We start from the raw sequence: 15277 nt of genomic DNA, 5'->3' as shown, positions 1-15277 counted from the left end.
TGGCTACCGCCATAAACGAATGCTCCTGTAATTGAATCAAACAGCGGCCTGCTGCAGTCTATTGCTTTTATTTTTATAGCACCTCGCGCACGCAATATGTGCGCCAGAGGCCTATTTTGCTTAAAAGTGAAACAGCCCAGGCTCACGGGTAGAGGGCATTTATCAACTGGGCCAAGCGCGCGCCGGCCTTGGTCAACTGGCGTATTTGCAGCTGCTCCCGGCGCGCGCGGTAGCCCGCCTCATCGTCGAGGCTGGCCTGCCATACCCGGGCGCCCTTCTGCAACGCTGCAGGGCTGAAATGCACACCCACAAAAACCTCCCGGCTCGCCGCGAGTGAGTCCTGCGCCCAGGCATCCACCCAACGCTCCGGCTTGGCCCGACTGACGCGCAGGGCCCGTGCATCCTGCAACATAGCGGGCGGAATACTGCTGGAACGCAAGGTATCCGGAATATCGTCCCACATCGCGTGCAAATTGCTGCTGCCCAACTCCAGGCTGTTACCGCCCCGGGTGGCAAACACAGCGTCGGCAGCTACGCCCCCGGCGTCGGGATCTACAGGCTGCGCATCTGCATCCAGATACATGGCACCCACATGCAATGGCTGGTGCAGGTCACCCACAAAATGGGCCAACAACAGCAAGGCTTCTGCGCGGCTGGCGATGTTGAAGGGCGCAGGCACAGGCTTGCCTTGCAGCATGGCAACCGCCGCACGTATCGCATGCACCAAGTCGTGCCCATTCACCCCTACATAGTCCGCCCGGTAACGGAGATGCTGGTAGGCCACGTCGGTGAAGTGGTAGGTCTTGTGGCAGTCGACGCGCTGGCCGCAAGCATCCCAGTTACGCGCCACGTAGTCCCGCATCGCCCGCACGCCGTCCTGGGTCTCAAAACGTGTGCAAGCAGGTGACGGCCACCGCTCATCTGCTGCATAGGCAAAGCCTTTAGGCCCAAAGGCCACGTTTTTCACGCAATCCGCCCATGGCGCGGCCTGCTCCAGCGACAGGCCCAGATCGGCCTGCAAGCCCGCCCGGGCCCGGGTTGTCAACAATTGGTCGGCTAAGGCGCCGACCACCATATGCCCTTGATGGCCCCATGCCAGGGCCTGTTGCGGCAGGCCGCTTAACAGGGCCAAAACAGCCATGGCCGGGCCAAGCCATCTCTTGTAGTTATGCATACTGGAGTCCAAGTTTCATGACGGCCCAAGGGGCAATGCAGCCATTTACAGCAGCACATAGCGTCACTTGCTGCCCAAAATATTGCCCTCAAAACTAGTATGCATGAACAACTGCATACAAAAAAATTTCAAAGGTTACGTCAAGTTTCAGACCGCTTTGCAAAGCTAGGCTTTCTGCCTTGACTTGACTGCCAAATCCCTCTAACCTGCGCCGGATGCCAAAATGGATACTTGTTCTACTGCTCGCCTGCTCCACCGCCCACGCCGCCCCTCCCCCACCCAGCAATGAAGAGATAGACAAAATCCTGGCCGACAAAGGCCTGCTGAACCACACCATGGACCAGCTCGAGCAAGTGCGCCAAAGCATGAGCAGCAAGGCCTCCGATTTAGTGGTGAATGCCATGGGTTTCCTGGGAGTTCCTTATAAACGCGGTGGCAACTCCGCAGAGACCGGTTTTGATTGCAGCGGCTTCGTGCGCGCCATGTACGAACAAACGGTGGGCCTGGTATTGCCACGCCGAGCCAAAGAGCAAGCGGCCGCCACCGACCGCATCGACAAGAGCGAACTGCGTCCAGGCGACCTGGTTTTCTTCAACACCATGAAACGCGCTTTCAGCCACGTCGGCATCTATGTGGGCGATGGGAAGTTCATCCACTCGCCACGCACGGGCTCTCAAGTGCGCGTGGAGGACATGCGTGAAGCCTACTGGCAGCGCCGCTTCGATGGCGCCCGCCGCGTCACACCACAGCCCGAAGCAGAAGCCAAGCCCTGAGCAAGACCCGCGATATCTAACGGTCTTTGGCGTAATACTGCAAACCGATATGCTCCAAATTTTGGAGACTTTCGATGCAACGCAAAACTGCCCAGGATTTCGACCAGGAACTGTTGATACTGTTTGACGCCTACGTACACGGAAACCTGGACCGTCGAGGCTTCCTGGAAAAGGCCCAAAAATTCGCAGTTGGCGGCGTCACAGCCACCATGTTGCTGGGCGCACTCAGCCCCGATTTCGCACTGGGCCAACAAGTCCCCCCCAACGACCCGCGCATCACCACTGAAACGCTGTCAGTTTCTTCCCCCAAGGGCTATGGCACCATCAAAGGCTATTTGGCGCGCCCAGCGAATGCTACCGGCCCGCTGCCAGCCATCTTGGTGGTGCATGAGAACCGCGGCCTGAATCCCCATATCGAAGATATCGCCCGGCGCCTGGCGCTTGATAACTTTGTTGCATTCGCGCCCGACGCATTGACCCCGCTTGGAGGTTACCCCGGTGACGAGCAAAAAGCCGTTGCCCTTTTCAGCCAGCTGGACCAAAGCAAAACGGCGGAGGACTTCATCGCCGCGGCCGAATTCCTCAAATCGCGCCCGGAAGTGCGCGGCAAGATTGGCGTTGTAGGCTTCTGCTACGGCGGCGGCATAGCCCATATGCTGTCTACCCGCTTGCCCGATTTGGGAGCCGCAGTTCCCTTTTACGGCAACCAACCTGCCGCCAGTGCCGCAGCGCAAGTCAAAGCCCCGCTGCTGATGCACTTCGCCGCGGTAGACGAACGTATCAACGCATCCTGGCCCACCTACGAAGCCGCGCTGAAGGCCGCCAGCGTACCCTATACCGCCTACCAGTACCCCGGCACACAGCACGGCTTCAACAACGACACCACGCCCCGCTATGACGCTGCAGCAGCCAAGCTGGCATGGGAGCGGACGCTGGCCTTTTTCAACCAAAACCTGCGCAGCTAAGCCAGCAAAAAGAGCTATTCAAAAAAGGCTCTGGCGCAGGATTTATCTGCGCCAGCAGCTCTCAATTTGAGAGCAACTCACTCTTTGCCCAGCAACCGATCCGCATAGCCCTGCCAGCGCGCATCCGGCCCCAGATCAGCGAACAGCCTGGCACGGGCTAGGCGGGCCATGGCATCCTGCTTGTGGGCGGTAGCGGTCGCCATAGTCGGGTCCAGGCCTGCGTCGCGTACCGTACGGGCGGCCTCAAACATTTCCTCGGCACGGCGCTTGCCATGTTGTGCCACCCGCTGGAAGAAGTAGCTACCTTGCTGCTGCCAGTCAATACCGGGGAAGGTCTCGGCCAACGTGGCCAGCATGTGCTCCTCCACGCCGTAATGGCGGGCTGCGGCATAGCTCTCCATCACCAAGGCCTCCATTCCCTTGACCACCACGCTACGGCACATCTTGATGGCCGAGGCCACGCCAACCTCATCAGACACGGCCTTGGCATCCATGCCCCAGCCGCGTAGGGTCTCGGCCAGCTCCTCGGCCTTGGGGCCACCCAGCAGCATGGGCACACGTATGCCGTAAGGCGGTACCGACGCCATTACCCCCGCATCCACGTAGTGTGCGCCACCGGCAGCCAGCATGCTGGCCGAGCGCTTCTTGGTGCTGGGCGAAACCGAGTTCAGGTCCAGGTAGATGCTGCCTTCGCGGATGCACATGCCGGCGTCTTCCGACACATCCAGCGCGCTCGACGCGGTCACGGCCGACACCACCAGGTCCGCCTGCGCATATAGCTCCTGAAACGAAGCACAGGCCTGCAAGCCAGCCGGCACGGCATCGCGCACGCGGTTGTCACTGAACTGCAAATCCCAGGTGCTGACCGCGCCCACTTGGGGGGCCAGGCCGGCCGCAAAAATCTTGCCCACCTCGCCATAGCCGACCACGCCCAGGTGCTTGAATTGCATGGAGTTGCTCCGAAAATCAGGTTTATAAAATAAGACCGCTAGGGTCTGCCGGGCCTGTGTCCGTGCAAGGCTTCGGCCATGCGCCCACTATCCCCCGCCCGCGCGCCAGATGCAAGGGCTGAACACCCACTGCGCAGGGTTCAGGATACCGGTGTTGCGACCACCGATGCGGCCGGCTGTGCAGGCACAGCTGCTGCTGGTGGTACTGGTGCTGCTGGCACGGGTGCCGCAGGTGGCAGTCGCAAGTAGGCAGCAGCGTCCTCGGGCGCCATGCCAAAAGTGAAAGTCGCCGGACTGGCATCGCTGCCGCCCCAGCCATAGGCCTTCAGATCGCTGATGGCGGTGAACGCCATGGAGGTAGGCACACCCGCGCAATGCAACTGCAACACACCGGTGGTGGTCGCGGTATACCGGAAATTGCCCGAACACACCCGTACAGGCGCTTGGGTTGAGGCCATCTGCACCGTGCCCGTGCGGTCTAGCCCCACGGTAGCCGTGCCCTGGTACAGCACGCCATCCACCACCGCCAGGGCGGGAGTGCTGGAGTAAAGAAAGGAAACGGCCTTGTTGCTGACCGTGTCACAGCCGCCCAGCGCCAGGGCAGCCACGAGAGTGCAAAGAACTGCTTTCATCTGCGCATCTTAGGCTGCACAGCTTGGCTGCGGGCCCCGGTAAATCGCGGAAAAGCGGGTGATTCCCGGCACTAACTACCGGTTAGGTTTGGTTCTCAATCGTCGTCTGTAGGCGCCAGGCCAGGGAATAACACCTCGGTATAACCCAGCTGCGTCAAATCGCGCATGCGCGTGGGGTACAGCCGACCAATGAGGTGATCGCACTCGTGCTGCACTACGCGGGCGTGGAAGCCCTCCACCGTACGGTCTATAGGGTCGCCATACTGGTCAAAGCCGGTATAGCGGATCTTGGACCAGCGCGGCACCAGGCCACGCAGACCGGGCACAGACAGACAACCTTCCCAATCGTCGTCTTCCACCTCGCCCAGGGCCGTGATCACAGGGTTGATCAGCACCGTAGGCGGCACCAGCGGACGGTCCGGGTAGCGCGGATTGGCCTCGCGCGTGCCGAACACCACCAGCTGCAGGTCCACGCCGATCTGCGGCGCCGCCAGCCCTGCGCCGTTGGCCGCGCGCATGGTGTCCAGCATGTCGGAGACCAGCAGATGCAGCTCATCGGTATCGAAATGGGTCACAGGCTGGGCCACGCGCAGCAGGCGCGCATCGCCCATTTTCAAGATGGCGTGTACGGTCATGGCGTAGCTCCTTCATTCAACAGCGCCAGCATCTGCGCCTCATCCAATACCGGCACACCCAAAGCCAGTGCCTTGTCCAGCTTGCTGCCAGCTTCCTCGCCGGCAACCACGTAATGGGTCTTCTTGCTCACCGAACCGGCCACCTTGGCGCCGGCGGCTTCGAGCAGATCCTTGGCCTGGTCACGGCTCAGCGTGGGGAAGGTGCCGGTCAGCACAAAGGTCTGGCCGGCCAGGGGCTTGGGTACCTGGGCGGCGGGCTCGCCCTCTTCCCAGCGGATGCCGCAAGCGCGCAGTTGCTCGACAACTTCACGGTTATGCGGCTGGTCGAAGAAGGTGCGGATGGCCAAAGCCACGATAGGACCGACGTCGGCCACCTCCAGCAGTTGCTCCACCGTCGCATCCATGATGCTGTCGAGCTTGCCGAAGTGCCGGGCCAGCTCCTTGGCCGTGGCCTCGCCGACGTGGCGGATGCCCAAACCAAACAGAAAACGCGGTAGGGTCGTATCCTTGGATTTCTCCAACGCGGCCAGGATGTTCTTGGCCGATTTGTCGGCCATGCGGTCCAGCTCGGACAAGGCCGTCAGGCCTAGCTTGTACAGATCAGGCAAGGTGCGAATGATGCCGGCATCCACCAGTTGCTCGACCAGCTTGTCGCCCAGGCCTTCGATCTCCACCGCGCGGCGGTGGGCGAAATGCAATATCGCCTCCTTGCGCTGCGCGGGGCAGAACAGGCCGCCGCTGCAGCGGTGGTTCATCTCGGTCTTCTCGCGCACCACGGCGCTGCCGCAGATCGGGCATTGGCGCGGCATGCGGAAGTTGGGCACGTAGGTTTCACGCGCCTTTTCGACGACCCCGACCACCTCGGGAATCACATCGCCCGCACGCCGCACGATGGCGGTATCGCCCACGCGCACCCGCTTACGGCGCAGTTCAAACAGGTTGTGCAGCGTGGCATTGGTCACCGTCACGCCACCGACGAAAACCGGCGCCAGCCGCGCCACCGGCGTCAGCTTGCCGGTGCGTCCCACCTGCACGTCAATCGCTGTCACCGTGGTTAGCTGTTCCTGTGCCGGGTATTTGTGCGCCACGGCCCAGCGCGGCTCGCGCGACACAAAACCCAGTTGGCGCTGCAAGGCCAGCGCATTCACTTTGTAGACCACGCCGTCGATGTCGTAGGGCAACTGGTCGCGCGCAGCACCGGTCTGCTGGTGGTACGCTACCAATTCCGTAGCGCCCTGCGCAATCTGTACCTGCGCTGCAACCGGAAATCCCCAAGATTTCAAGGTCTGCAGCATGGCGTAATGGGTGTCGAAGACGGGGCCGCCCTGCTCCATCGGCGTCAGCTCGCCCAGGCCGTAGGCGAAGAACTTCAGCGGGCGCTTTTGGGCAATGCCCGGGTCCAGCTGGCGCACTGCGCCGGCGGCCGCGTTGCGCGGGTTGACAAAGGTTTTCAGCCCGGCTTCGCGTTGGCGCTCGTTCAGCGCATCGAAGTCGTCGCGCCGCATGTACACCTCGCCACGTACCTCCAGCAAAGCCGGGGCATCGCCATGCAGGCGCAGCGGAATCTGCCGCATGGTGCGGATGTTCTGCGTCACGTCTTCGCCGTACTCGCCGTCGCCGCGCGTAGCGGCCTGTACCAGCGCGCCGTTCACATAGCGCAAGCTCATGGCCAGGCCGTCGAACTTGGGCTCGGCCACGTATTCCACCGGCGCATCACCCTCAGCCAGGCCCAGTTCCTTGCGGATGCGGGTGTCGAAATTCAGCGCGCCGCTGGGTTCGGTGTCCGTTTCTGTTCGGATGCTCAGCATGGGCACGGCGTGGCGCACCGAGGCGAACTCGGGCAGCGGCTTGCCGCCCACGCGCTGGGTCGGCGAATCGGCCGTCAGCAGCTCGGGGTGCACCTCTTCCAGCGCCTGCAGTTCGCGGAACACGCGGTCGTACTCGGCATCCGGCACGGTGGGCGCGTCCATCACGTAATAGCTGTGGCTCCAGGCATTGAGCTGCGCGCGCAATGCTTCTATTTTGATAGCTTCTGGCGCAGGATTTACCTGCGCTGGAGCCCCAAAAAGCTCTAAATTTTCCGGCATATCAACTGAATAAGCGGCGAGCCAACGCAGAGCCTGCCGCCAGCTCGCGCGACTCCAGCGTGTCGTAGAGCTTTTCCAACTCGGCGCCGATGCCGTCCAGTGCATCCTGGGGCAAGGGGTAGCCACGGTCGTCGGTGATGCTGCCGTCCATGGCCTCGGCCAGGGCCTTGGCGGTTTCACGCATGCGCACAAAGGGCTGCTCGGCGCGGTCCACCTGGGGCACGTCCAGGCTCAGCGACACCTCGCGCAGGGCCGATTGGTCCGGGTCTTCGGCCAGCGCGGCCTGGGCGTCGAAAGCCAGGCCCAGCACCGGCGGCATGCCCGCCGTGGCCGAGGGCAACACCATACGGCCCGGGATCAGCGAGGGTACAAAACCCAGGCGAGCCGCGTGCTGCTGCACATAGCCGGGGCTCCAGGCCGCGTGCACGGCGCGCAGGGTGAAGCCCAGCTGGGCGTCGTGGTCGTTGGCAAACTGGTCCAGCTCGCGGCCACGGGCCACTTCTTCACGCATCTCGGGGAACTCGGGCAGGCCGTTGACCGCATCGGCAAAGGCCTGGGTCTTCATCACGAACTCGGAAAACTCGATCTCGTTCAGCGCACCCGTGCGGTTGGCCAGTTGCACGCCGGTCTGGAACTGGGTGTAGCGCTGGCCGGCGGCCGGGGTTTCCCATTGCTGGCTGGTTGCATTCAGGCCTTCGATGGCAAAGGGTTTGCTGCCTACGCGGCGTGTCGGCGGCATGGCGGCCAGGGCCGCGTCGCCCGACACCGGCTGCTCCACGGCCACCGTGGCCAGGCCGTCTATCAAGGCGTCCATGCCGGGCTTGCGCTCGGGCACGGGTAGCGGCGGCAGCTCGCCCTCGAACGATGGTTCCTGGCGTTGCACACCCTCCTCCGTGTCGGGGAAGGCGCTGGGCGGCGGTGGATCGGGTTGCTTGGGGGCGTTTTTGCGGGCTGTCCAGGTGCTATGTGCGACGACGGCGGCCAGTACCAGGCCGCCCCCCACCGCCAGCCCCAGTTGTAGGGTAGTTGTCATGTCATTTCGGCCATGGAAAGGGCCGACTCCATATCGACCGCCACAATGCGTGAAACGCCCTGCTCCTGCATGGTTACGCCAATCAGTTGCTGGGCCATTTCCATGGCGATCTTGTTGTGGCTAATGAAAAGAAATTGGGTCTCGCGGCTCATGCTGGCCACCAGTTTGGCATAGCGCTCGGTGTTGGCGTCGTCCAGCGGCGCGTCCACCTCGTCCAGCAGGCAAAACGGAGCCGGGTTCAACATGAAGATGGCGAACACCAGGGCAATCGCGGTCAGGGCTTTCTCGCCACCCGACAGCAGATGGATGGTCTGGTTCTTCTTGCCGGGCGGCTGCGCCACCACCTGCACGCCGGAATCCAGAATCTCGTCGCCGGTGATGACCAGGCGTGCATTGCCGCCGCCAAACAGCTCGGGGAACATCTTGCCAAAGTGGCCGTTCACGGTGTCAAAGGTGCCGGACAGCAGCTCGCGGGTTTCGCCGTCAATCTTCTTGATGGCGTCTTCCAGCGTGGTCATGGCGTCCACCAGGTCGGCGGTCTGCGCGTCCAGGAACTGCTTGCGCTCGCGCGCCACGGTCAGCTCGTCCAGCGCGGCCAGATTCACAGCGCCGAGTGCGGCGATTTCACGGTTCAACCGGTCGATCTCGCTCTGCATGCCGTGCATGCGTACATCGCCATCGGCAATGGACTTGGCGATCGCCTCAAGATCGGCCTTGGCCTCGGTGAGCAACTGGGTGAATTGCTCCGAGCCCAGGCGCGCGGCCTGCTCTTTCAGCTGGAATTCGGTGATGCGCTGGCGCAGCGGGTCGAGTGCGCGCTCATTCTGCATGCGGGCCTCGTCGGCGGCACGCAGGCGGGCGGTCAGGTCGTCGTACTGGCTACGTTGGGCGCCGAGAGCGGCTTCGCGCTCCAGCTTCTGGGCCAGCGCGGTCTGCAGGCCGCCCTGGGCGGCTGCGTCGCTGAGGCGGGCCAGTTCGTCATGGGCGCGCTGTTGTTCGTCGGTCAGCGACACGGTTTGCTGCTGTGCCATGTCCACCGCGCGCGCCAGCTCGGCCCGGCGTGCGCCCAGGCTGCGCTGGGCGAAGGTGGCCTCTTGGGCCTGGCGCTCCAGGCTGCGTTGCTGCTCACGGCATTCGTTCAGCTTGCGCTGCACTTCGATGACGCGCTCGTCCAGCTGGGCATGGCGCTCCTGGCTGTCGGCCAACTGCATGTCCAACTCTTCAAAACGGGCCTCAGCGGTGACGCGGCGCTCTTGCAGCTCGTCCAGCTGGGCCTCGACCTCGGCCAGGTCGCCGGCCAACTGCTGGCTGCGCGCGCGGGCCTGTTCGGCCAACTGGCCCAGGCGTAGGGTTTCGACCTGCAGCGCGTGGGCCTGGGTTTGTGCTTCGCTGGCTTCGCGCCGGGCCGTGACCAGGCGCTGCGAGGATTCGTTGTAGGCCGCCTCGGCACGCACCAGGGCGTAGCGGGTTTCCTCGTTGATCAGTGTCTGGGCGCGCAGCTGCTTTTCTAAATTTTCAATTTCCTGGGCTCGCGCCAAAAGGCCGGCCTGCTCGGAGTCCTGGGCGTAAAAAGACACACTGTGCAGGCTGACGGCGTGGCCGCTTTGCACATAAATCACTTCGCCAGTCTGCAGCTGGCTGCGTTGCTGCAGCGCGTCTTCAAAGCTGGCTGCGGTATAGCAGCCGTGCAGCCAGTCGCCCAGCAAGGCGGCCAGGCCGGCATCGTTCAAACGCAGCAAATCGGCAAGACGGGGCAAGGCGGCGGCAGCTGGTGCGGGGCCGGCCGGCGGCGCGCTGTAGAAAGCAAGCTTGGCCGGAGGCACATCTTTGCCGTCCAGGCCCGCGAAGGCGCGGACCATGTCCAGCCGGGATACTTCCAGCGCGCCCATGCGCTCGCGCAGTGCGGCTTCCAGGGCGTTTTCCCAGCCCTGCTCGATGTGCAACTTGCTCCACACGCCTTGCAGCCCTTCCAGGCCGTGGCGGGTCAGCCAGGGTTTGAGCTTGCCGTCGGTCTTGACCTTTTCCTGCAGCGCCTTCAGCGCCTCCAGACGGGCCGAGATATCGGCCTGGCGAGCAGATTCGGTGTTGACGGCGGTTTGCTTGCTGCGCCGGTCTTCGTCCAGCTGGGGCAGGTTTTCCTGCAGCTCCTGCAGGCGGGCGTCGGCTATGGCGGCGGCCTCGGTGGCTTCGTCCAGCTGGCCTTGCAGCATTTCCAGACGGGCGTCGTCGGGTGCGGCCAGCGATTTCTTGTCGCCCTCCAGGCGCTCGCGGCGCTGGTCGAGTTGGCGGAACTGTTCTTCAATGCTGCGCTGCTCTGCCGCCAGCACCTGGATCTGCTGCTGCACCTGGACCACGCCTGTGCGCTGCTCGTTAGCGGCACGGGTGGCGCTTTGCAGCGCATCTTCCAAGTCTGGCAGCTGAGCGGCCTGCTCTTCCACCTGGGCGGCGAGCAGCTCGGCTTTTTCTTCCGCCTCGATGCCGGTGGCCTCCAGATTTTCAAGTTCGAAATGCGCGTCTTCCTGGCGCGTAGCCCATTGCTGGATTTGTTCTTTCAATGTGGTCAGGCGCAGCTCGACGCGCTGGCGTCCTTCGACCACGAAGCGGATTTCGCCCTCCAACCGGCCGACTTCGGCACTGGCCTCGTACAGCTTGCCCTGGGCCTGGTTGACCGCGTCGCCCGCGTCGTAATGCGCCTGGCGTATGGTTTCCAGCTCGGCCTCGACATGGCGCAGGTCGGCAATGCGCGACTCCAGGTCGTTCACCGCCTGGGCGGCGTCGGCCTTGACCTTGCTTTGGTCGGACTCGCTCTCGGTTTTTTTCAGGAACCACAGCTGGTGCTGCTTGAGCGTGGCGCTGGCGTGCAGGGTGTTGTACTTGTGGGCCACCTCGGCCTGCTTTTCCAGGCGCTCCAGGTTGGCGTTGAGCTCGCGCAGGATGTCTTCCACGCGGGTCAGGTTTTCACGCGTGTCGCTCAGGCGGTTCTCGGTCTCACGGCGGCGCTCCTTGTATTTGGAGACGCCGGCAGCTTCTTCAAGGAACAGGCGCAGCTCTTCTGGCCGCGACTCGATGATGCGGCTGATGGTGCCCTGGCCGATGATGGCGTAGGCACGCGGGCCCAGGCCGGTGCCCAGGAACACGTCTTGCACGTCGCGCCGGCGCACCGGCTGGTTGTTGATGTAGTAGCTGCTATTGCCTTCACGGGTCAGCACGCGCTTGACGGCGATCTCGGCAAACTGGCCCCACTGGCCGCCGGCACGGTGGTCGTTGTTCTCGAACACCAGCTCCACGCTGGAGCGGCTGGCCGGCTTGCGCGTGGTCGTGCCGTTGAAGATCACGTCCTGCATGGACTCGCCGCGCAGCTCGCTGGCCTTGCTTTCGCCCAGCACCCAGCGCACCGCGTCCATGATGTTGGACTTGCCACAGCCGTTCGGCCCCACGACGCCAACCAGTTGGCCCGGCAGATGGAAGGTGGTGGGTTCGGCAAAGGACTTGAAGCCCGCGAGCTTGATGGATTGGAGGCGCACCGAAGTCTGGTTGTTATAGCGAGTGGGTTGGTCTGCAAGGCATTTGTATACGCCATAAGCGCCACAAAAGCAGAATCGAGTTTACCCGAGCCCCCGGGCGTATCCCAGATCAACTGCTACCAATTGCTACCAATTCAATAGCTTGCAGCGCAGACAGAATCTGCGGTAGACCCGTATTTCTTTCACAAGCCCTGCCGCATCGTGCCGCAAGCAAGGGCTTTATGGTGCAATTATCCAATCTTCCGTAAAATTATGTTTTACGAAATAATTAACCCATAAAACCCATGGCCGACCTCTTCACCTACCGCCGCACCGCCCTGGCGGCCAGCTACTGCGACGCGCTGGAGGGACGTGGCATCCTGGACGCCACCTCCGGTCTGTTCCTGGCCGCACCCCGGCGCACTGGTAAATCCACCTTTTTGCGCGAAGACATGGTGCCCGAGATGCGCAAGCGCGGCTGGGAGACGCTGTACGTAGACCTGTGGTCCGACCGCAGCCGCGACCCGGCCGAACTCATCATCTCCGTGGTGCGCGAAGCCCTGGCCCGCTTTGATGGCGTGGTGCTCAAGGCCGCCAAGGGCGTGGGACTGGACAAGCTGAATGTGCTGGGGGCTCTGAGTCTGGACCTGAACAAGATCGGCCAGACCGGTGGCGCCACGCTGGCCGATGCGCTGGAGCGGCTGCACCTGAAATGCAGCAAACCCCTGGTGCTGCTGGTGGACGAAGCCCAGCATGCCCTGTCCACCCCCGCCGGCACCCAGGCCATGTTCGCGCTCAAAGCCGCGCGTGATCGCCTCAACCAAGGCACGCCCGAACGCGGCCTGTACCTGGTGATGACCGGCTCCAACCGCGACAAGCTGACGCACCTGGTGCTGCGCAAGAGCGAGCCCTTCTACGGCGCCGGCGTAACCCGATTCCCGCTGCTGGACCGGGGCTTTGTAGAAGCTTACGCCGCCTGGCTGAAACCCCAGTTTGCCGACGGCAAGGCTTTCAGCGCCGAGACGCTGGAGCGCGCCTTTGACCTGCTGGGCCGCCGGCCCGAGATGCTAAAGCGCGTGGTCGGCGAAGCCGTGGCCGACTGGGGTGGCGCCGAGGCGCTGGACGCACTGATTGAACGCAACGCCCAGCAGCTGCAGAGCCGCGCCTGGCAGGAATTTGCCTCGGCCTATAACAGCCTACCTGGTGCGCAAAAGGCCGTGCTCGACGCCATCGCCCGCCTGGCCCCCGACTACACCCCGTTCGCCGAAACCGCGCTGGCCGCCTACCAGGCCGTGCTGGGCAAAGCCTTGAACAACTCAGCCATCCAGGGCGCGCTGGACGCGCTGCGTGACAAAGAGTTGATCTGGCGTGCCGGCCGCGGCGACTACGCCTTCGAAGACGACGGCCTGCGCGCCTGGTACCTGCAGCAGCATCCGCAGCCGCCGCAGATAACCGACTGAAGCTTGCTATCAAGTTAATAGCTTCTAGCGTAGGTATTACCTGCACTGGAAGCTATTTTTATATGCAATAGGAACAGGTCTTATGCGCTCCAATTATTCGCATATCGTATGTTGATATCGTTCTATAGCTGCATACACATCTAAACCTAAGATTCCGCTCCAAGGCCACCGCTTGCCGTGGCCGCAAACTATCAGGAGCTGGAAGCATGCGATTCGCACAAAAACTATGGACGGCCGCCGTGGGCGCGCTGGTATTGGGCACCGCCCTCACGGCCACAGCGGCCGACAAAAAAGTAGTGGTGGGCTACCAGACGGACGCCCTGCCCTCGTCGGTCGGCATTGCCAATGGCGACTACGCCAAGACCACGGGTTTTGAGATCGACTTCCGTCGCTTCAACTCCGGTGCCGACATCTTTGCCGCCATTGCATCGGGCGATGTACAGATTGGCTACGTGGGCTCCAGCCCCTACGCTGCCGCCACCTCGCGCGGCCTGGACGTGAAGGCCTTCTACGTGGCCTCCATCTCCGGCATCGACGAGGCCCTGGTGGTGCGCAACGGCTCCGGCATCAACAGCCTGGCCGACCTGAAGGGCAAGAAGCTGGCTGCAGCCCCCGTCTCCACCGACCACTACCAACTGCTGGCACTGCTGAAAACCCAGGGATTAACGGAGAAAGACGTGCAGGTTTTCGCCATTCCCCAGCCCGACATCGTTGCCGCCTTCAACCGGGGCGATATTGACGGCGGCTTTGTCTGGGACCCGGCGCTGACCGAGCTGAAGAAGAACGGCAAAGTGCTGGTGACCTCCAAGGATGTGGCCGACAAAGGCGCGCCGACTTTCTCCGCCTGGGTGGCCACCGCAGCCTTCGCCAAGGAGCACCCCGAGTTCCTGAAGTCCTTCTCCAGCGTGGTGGACAAATACACCACCTCGTTCACCAGCAACAAGGCCGCATGGACCGCCGACAGCGAAAACACCAAGCTGCTGGCCAAGCTGCTCGGCGGCACCCCGGCCGACCAGGCCGCTGCGCTGCAAAACCTGTCGTTGCTGAGCCTGAACACCCAGGCCTCCGATGCCTGGCTGGGCGGCGGCGAGAAGTCAGGCGTGGCCCGCATCCTAAAGGAAACCTCGGTGTTCCTGAAAGAGCAAAAGAAGATCCCCGAGGTATTGCCCAGCTACGCGGCCTTTGTGACGCCCGCCGCCGTAGTAGCCCTGAAGAAATAAGCGCATCCATGCTCCGCGTCCAACACGCCAGCGTATTTTTTGAAGCCCGCGACGGCAGGCCGGTGCATGCGCTGGACCGGGTGTCGCTGGACATCCCACAGGGCGGCTTTGTGGTGGCTCTGGGCACTTCCGGCTGCGGCAAATCCACCTTGCTGAATGCCATGGCCGGCTTCCTACCTTTGTCCGATGGCAGCATCACGCTGGACGGGCGCCCGGTGGAGGGTCCGGGTGCCGATCGTGGCGTGGTGTTCCAGAAGGACACGCTGCTGCCCTGGAAATCCGTGCTCGACAACGTCGCCCTGGGCCTGCAGTTTGCCGGCCTGCCGCGCGCCGAGCGCCGCGAGCGGGCACTGGAGCTGCTGCGCCTGGTGGGTCTGCAGGACTTTGCCAACGCCGCGCCCTACGAGCTGTCGGGCGGCATGCGCCAGCGCGTGGGCCTGGCCCGCGCCCTGGCGCCCGACCCGGACATCCTGCTGATGGACGAGCCCTTTGGTGCGCTCGACAGCATGACCCGCGAACAAATGCAGGAGCTGCTGGTGTCCGTCTGGGCGCGTACCGGCAAGCGGGTGTTTTTCATCACCCATTCCATCGAAGAAGCGCTGTTCCTGGGTACCGAGCTGATCATCATGTCACCCCGGCCGGGTCGCATCGTGGCGCGCTTCAATCTGGACTTTGTACGCCAGTACGCACGCGATGGCGACGCCCGCGCCATCAAGACATTACCCGCCTTCGCCCAGCTGCGCGAAGACATACGTGCCATCGTCCACCGATCCGAACACAGTACAGAAGAGGCCACGTTATGAGCGAACTTGCCGTACCCGGCAACATCCACGCCAGCAGCACGC

At 63.2% G+C, this 15277-nt stretch carries 12 protein-coding genes; 5 read left to right on the top strand and 7 right to left on the bottom strand.

Features of this window, described 5'->3' with window-relative positions; translation table 11 throughout:
- Positions 1-142: 142 nt before the first annotated feature.
- On the bottom strand, positions 143-1141 hold the full coding sequence (locus AC07R0_RS09000) for a S1/P1 nuclease (RefSeq protein ID WP_495104546.1): 999 nt from the start codon (positions 1139-1141) through the stop codon (positions 143-145).
- A gap of 248 nt (positions 1142-1389) precedes the next feature.
- Between AC07R0_RS09000 and AC07R0_RS08995 the strand changes: the two genes are divergently transcribed.
- On the top strand, positions 1390-1947 hold the full coding sequence (locus AC07R0_RS08995; protein ID WP_495076173.1) for a C40 family peptidase: 558 nt from the start codon (positions 1390-1392) through the stop codon (positions 1945-1947).
- 74 nt (positions 1948-2021) lie between these two features.
- On the top strand, positions 2022-2912 hold the full coding sequence (locus AC07R0_RS08990; RefSeq protein WP_495096797.1) for a dienelactone hydrolase family protein: 891 nt from the start codon (positions 2022-2024) through the stop codon (positions 2910-2912).
- Positions 2913-2989: 77 nt separating this feature from the next.
- Here AC07R0_RS08990 and AC07R0_RS08985 read toward each other — a convergent pair whose 3' ends face one another.
- The 6 genes from AC07R0_RS08985 to smc form a co-directional block, all read right to left on the bottom strand.
- Entirely contained in the window at positions 2990-3862 is an 873-nt protein-coding gene (locus tag AC07R0_RS08985) for an NAD(P)-dependent oxidoreductase (protein ID WP_495104545.1), read from the bottom strand.
- Between the two features lie 140 nt (positions 3863-4002).
- Entirely contained in the window at positions 4003-4494 is a 492-nt protein-coding gene (locus AC07R0_RS08980; protein WP_495104544.1) for a hypothetical protein, read from the bottom strand.
- Positions 4495-4589: 95 nt separating this feature from the next.
- The gene (def, locus tag AC07R0_RS08975; RefSeq protein ID WP_495096800.1) at positions 4590-5129 is read right to left on the bottom strand and encodes a peptide deformylase; all 540 of its coding nucleotides are present in this window, start codon (positions 5127-5129) and stop codon (positions 4590-4592) included.
- Positions 5126-7216 carry an NAD-dependent DNA ligase LigA gene (gene ligA, locus AC07R0_RS08970; RefSeq protein WP_495104543.1) on the bottom strand — a complete coding sequence of 697 codons (2091 nt, stop codon included), beginning with the start codon at positions 7214-7216 and terminating at the stop codon, positions 5126-5128. Before ligA ends, def begins: the two co-directional genes overlap by 4 nt.
- Before the next feature lies 1 nt (position 7217).
- Positions 7218-8249, bottom strand: a complete 1032-nt coding sequence (locus tag AC07R0_RS08965) for a cell division protein ZipA C-terminal FtsZ-binding domain-containing protein (RefSeq protein ID WP_495104542.1) — start codon at positions 8247-8249, stop codon at positions 7218-7220.
- Positions 8246-11773: a chromosome segregation protein SMC gene (gene smc, locus AC07R0_RS08960; protein WP_495104541.1), complete on the bottom strand. Its 3528-nt coding sequence runs from the start codon at positions 11771-11773 to the stop codon at positions 8246-8248. Before smc ends, AC07R0_RS08965 begins: the two co-directional genes overlap by 4 nt.
- A 284-nt stretch (positions 11774-12057) precedes the next feature.
- Here smc and AC07R0_RS08955 point away from each other — a divergent pair, with 284 nt between their 5' ends.
- From AC07R0_RS08955 to AC07R0_RS08945, 3 genes are all read left to right on the top strand, one after another.
- A complete protein-coding gene (locus AC07R0_RS08955; RefSeq protein WP_495104540.1) occupies positions 12058-13212 on the top strand; it encodes a hypothetical protein in 1155 nt (384 codons plus the stop codon).
- A 206-nt stretch (positions 13213-13418) separates the two neighbouring features.
- Positions 13419-14432: a taurine ABC transporter substrate-binding protein gene (tauA, locus tag AC07R0_RS08950; RefSeq protein ID WP_495076183.1), complete on the top strand. Its 1014-nt coding sequence runs from the start codon at positions 13419-13421 to the stop codon at positions 14430-14432.
- An 8-nt stretch (positions 14433-14440) separates the two neighbouring features.
- A complete protein-coding gene (locus tag AC07R0_RS08945) occupies positions 14441-15235 on the top strand; it encodes a taurine ABC transporter ATP-binding protein (RefSeq protein ID WP_495104539.1) in 795 nt (264 codons plus the stop codon).
- The last annotated feature ends 42 nt before the right edge of the window (positions 15236-15277 follow it).

Source organism: Rhodoferax sp. GW821-FHT07F03 (genome assembly GCF_059418745.1).
This window is presented reverse-complemented; position numbering and strand designations above follow the sequence as displayed.

Bases quoted from the DNA above. Each gene is read 5' to 3' on its own strand.
- AC07R0_RS08990 (WP_495096797.1), top strand. From the start codon at position 2,022: ATGCAACGCAAAACTGCCCAGGATTTCGACCAGGAACTGTTGATACTG.
- AC07R0_RS08955 (WP_495104540.1), top strand. From the start codon at position 12,058: ATGGCCGACCTCTTCACCTACCGCCGCACCGCCCTGGCGGCCAGCTAC.
- AC07R0_RS08945 (WP_495104539.1), top strand. From the start codon at position 14,441: ATGCTCCGCGTCCAACACGCCAGCGTATTTTTTGAAGCCCGCGACGGC.
- tauA (WP_495076183.1), top strand. From the start codon at position 13,419: ATGCGATTCGCACAAAAACTATGGACGGCCGCCGTGGGCGCGCTGGTA.
- def (WP_495096800.1), bottom strand. From the start codon at position 5,129: ATGACCGTACACGCCATCTTGAAAATGGGCGATGCGCGCCTGCTGCGC.
- AC07R0_RS09000 (WP_495104546.1), bottom strand. From the start codon at position 1,141: ATGGCTGTTTTGGCCCTGTTAAGCGGCCTGCCGCAACAGGCCCTGGCA.
- AC07R0_RS08965 (WP_495104542.1), bottom strand. From the start codon at position 8,249: ATGACAACTACCCTACAACTGGGGCTGGCGGTGGGGGGCGGCCTGGTA.
- AC07R0_RS08980 (WP_495104544.1), bottom strand. From the start codon at position 4,494: ATGAAAGCAGTTCTTTGCACTCTCGTGGCTGCCCTGGCGCTGGGCGGC.
- AC07R0_RS08995 (WP_495076173.1), top strand. From the start codon at position 1,390: ATGCCAAAATGGATACTTGTTCTACTGCTCGCCTGCTCCACCGCCCAC.
- AC07R0_RS08985 (WP_495104545.1), bottom strand. From the start codon at position 3,862: ATGCAATTCAAGCACCTGGGCGTGGTCGGCTATGGCGAGGTGGGCAAG.
- ligA (WP_495104543.1), bottom strand. From the start codon at position 7,216: ATGCCGGAAAATTTAGAGCTTTTTGGGGCTCCAGCGCAGGTAAATCCT.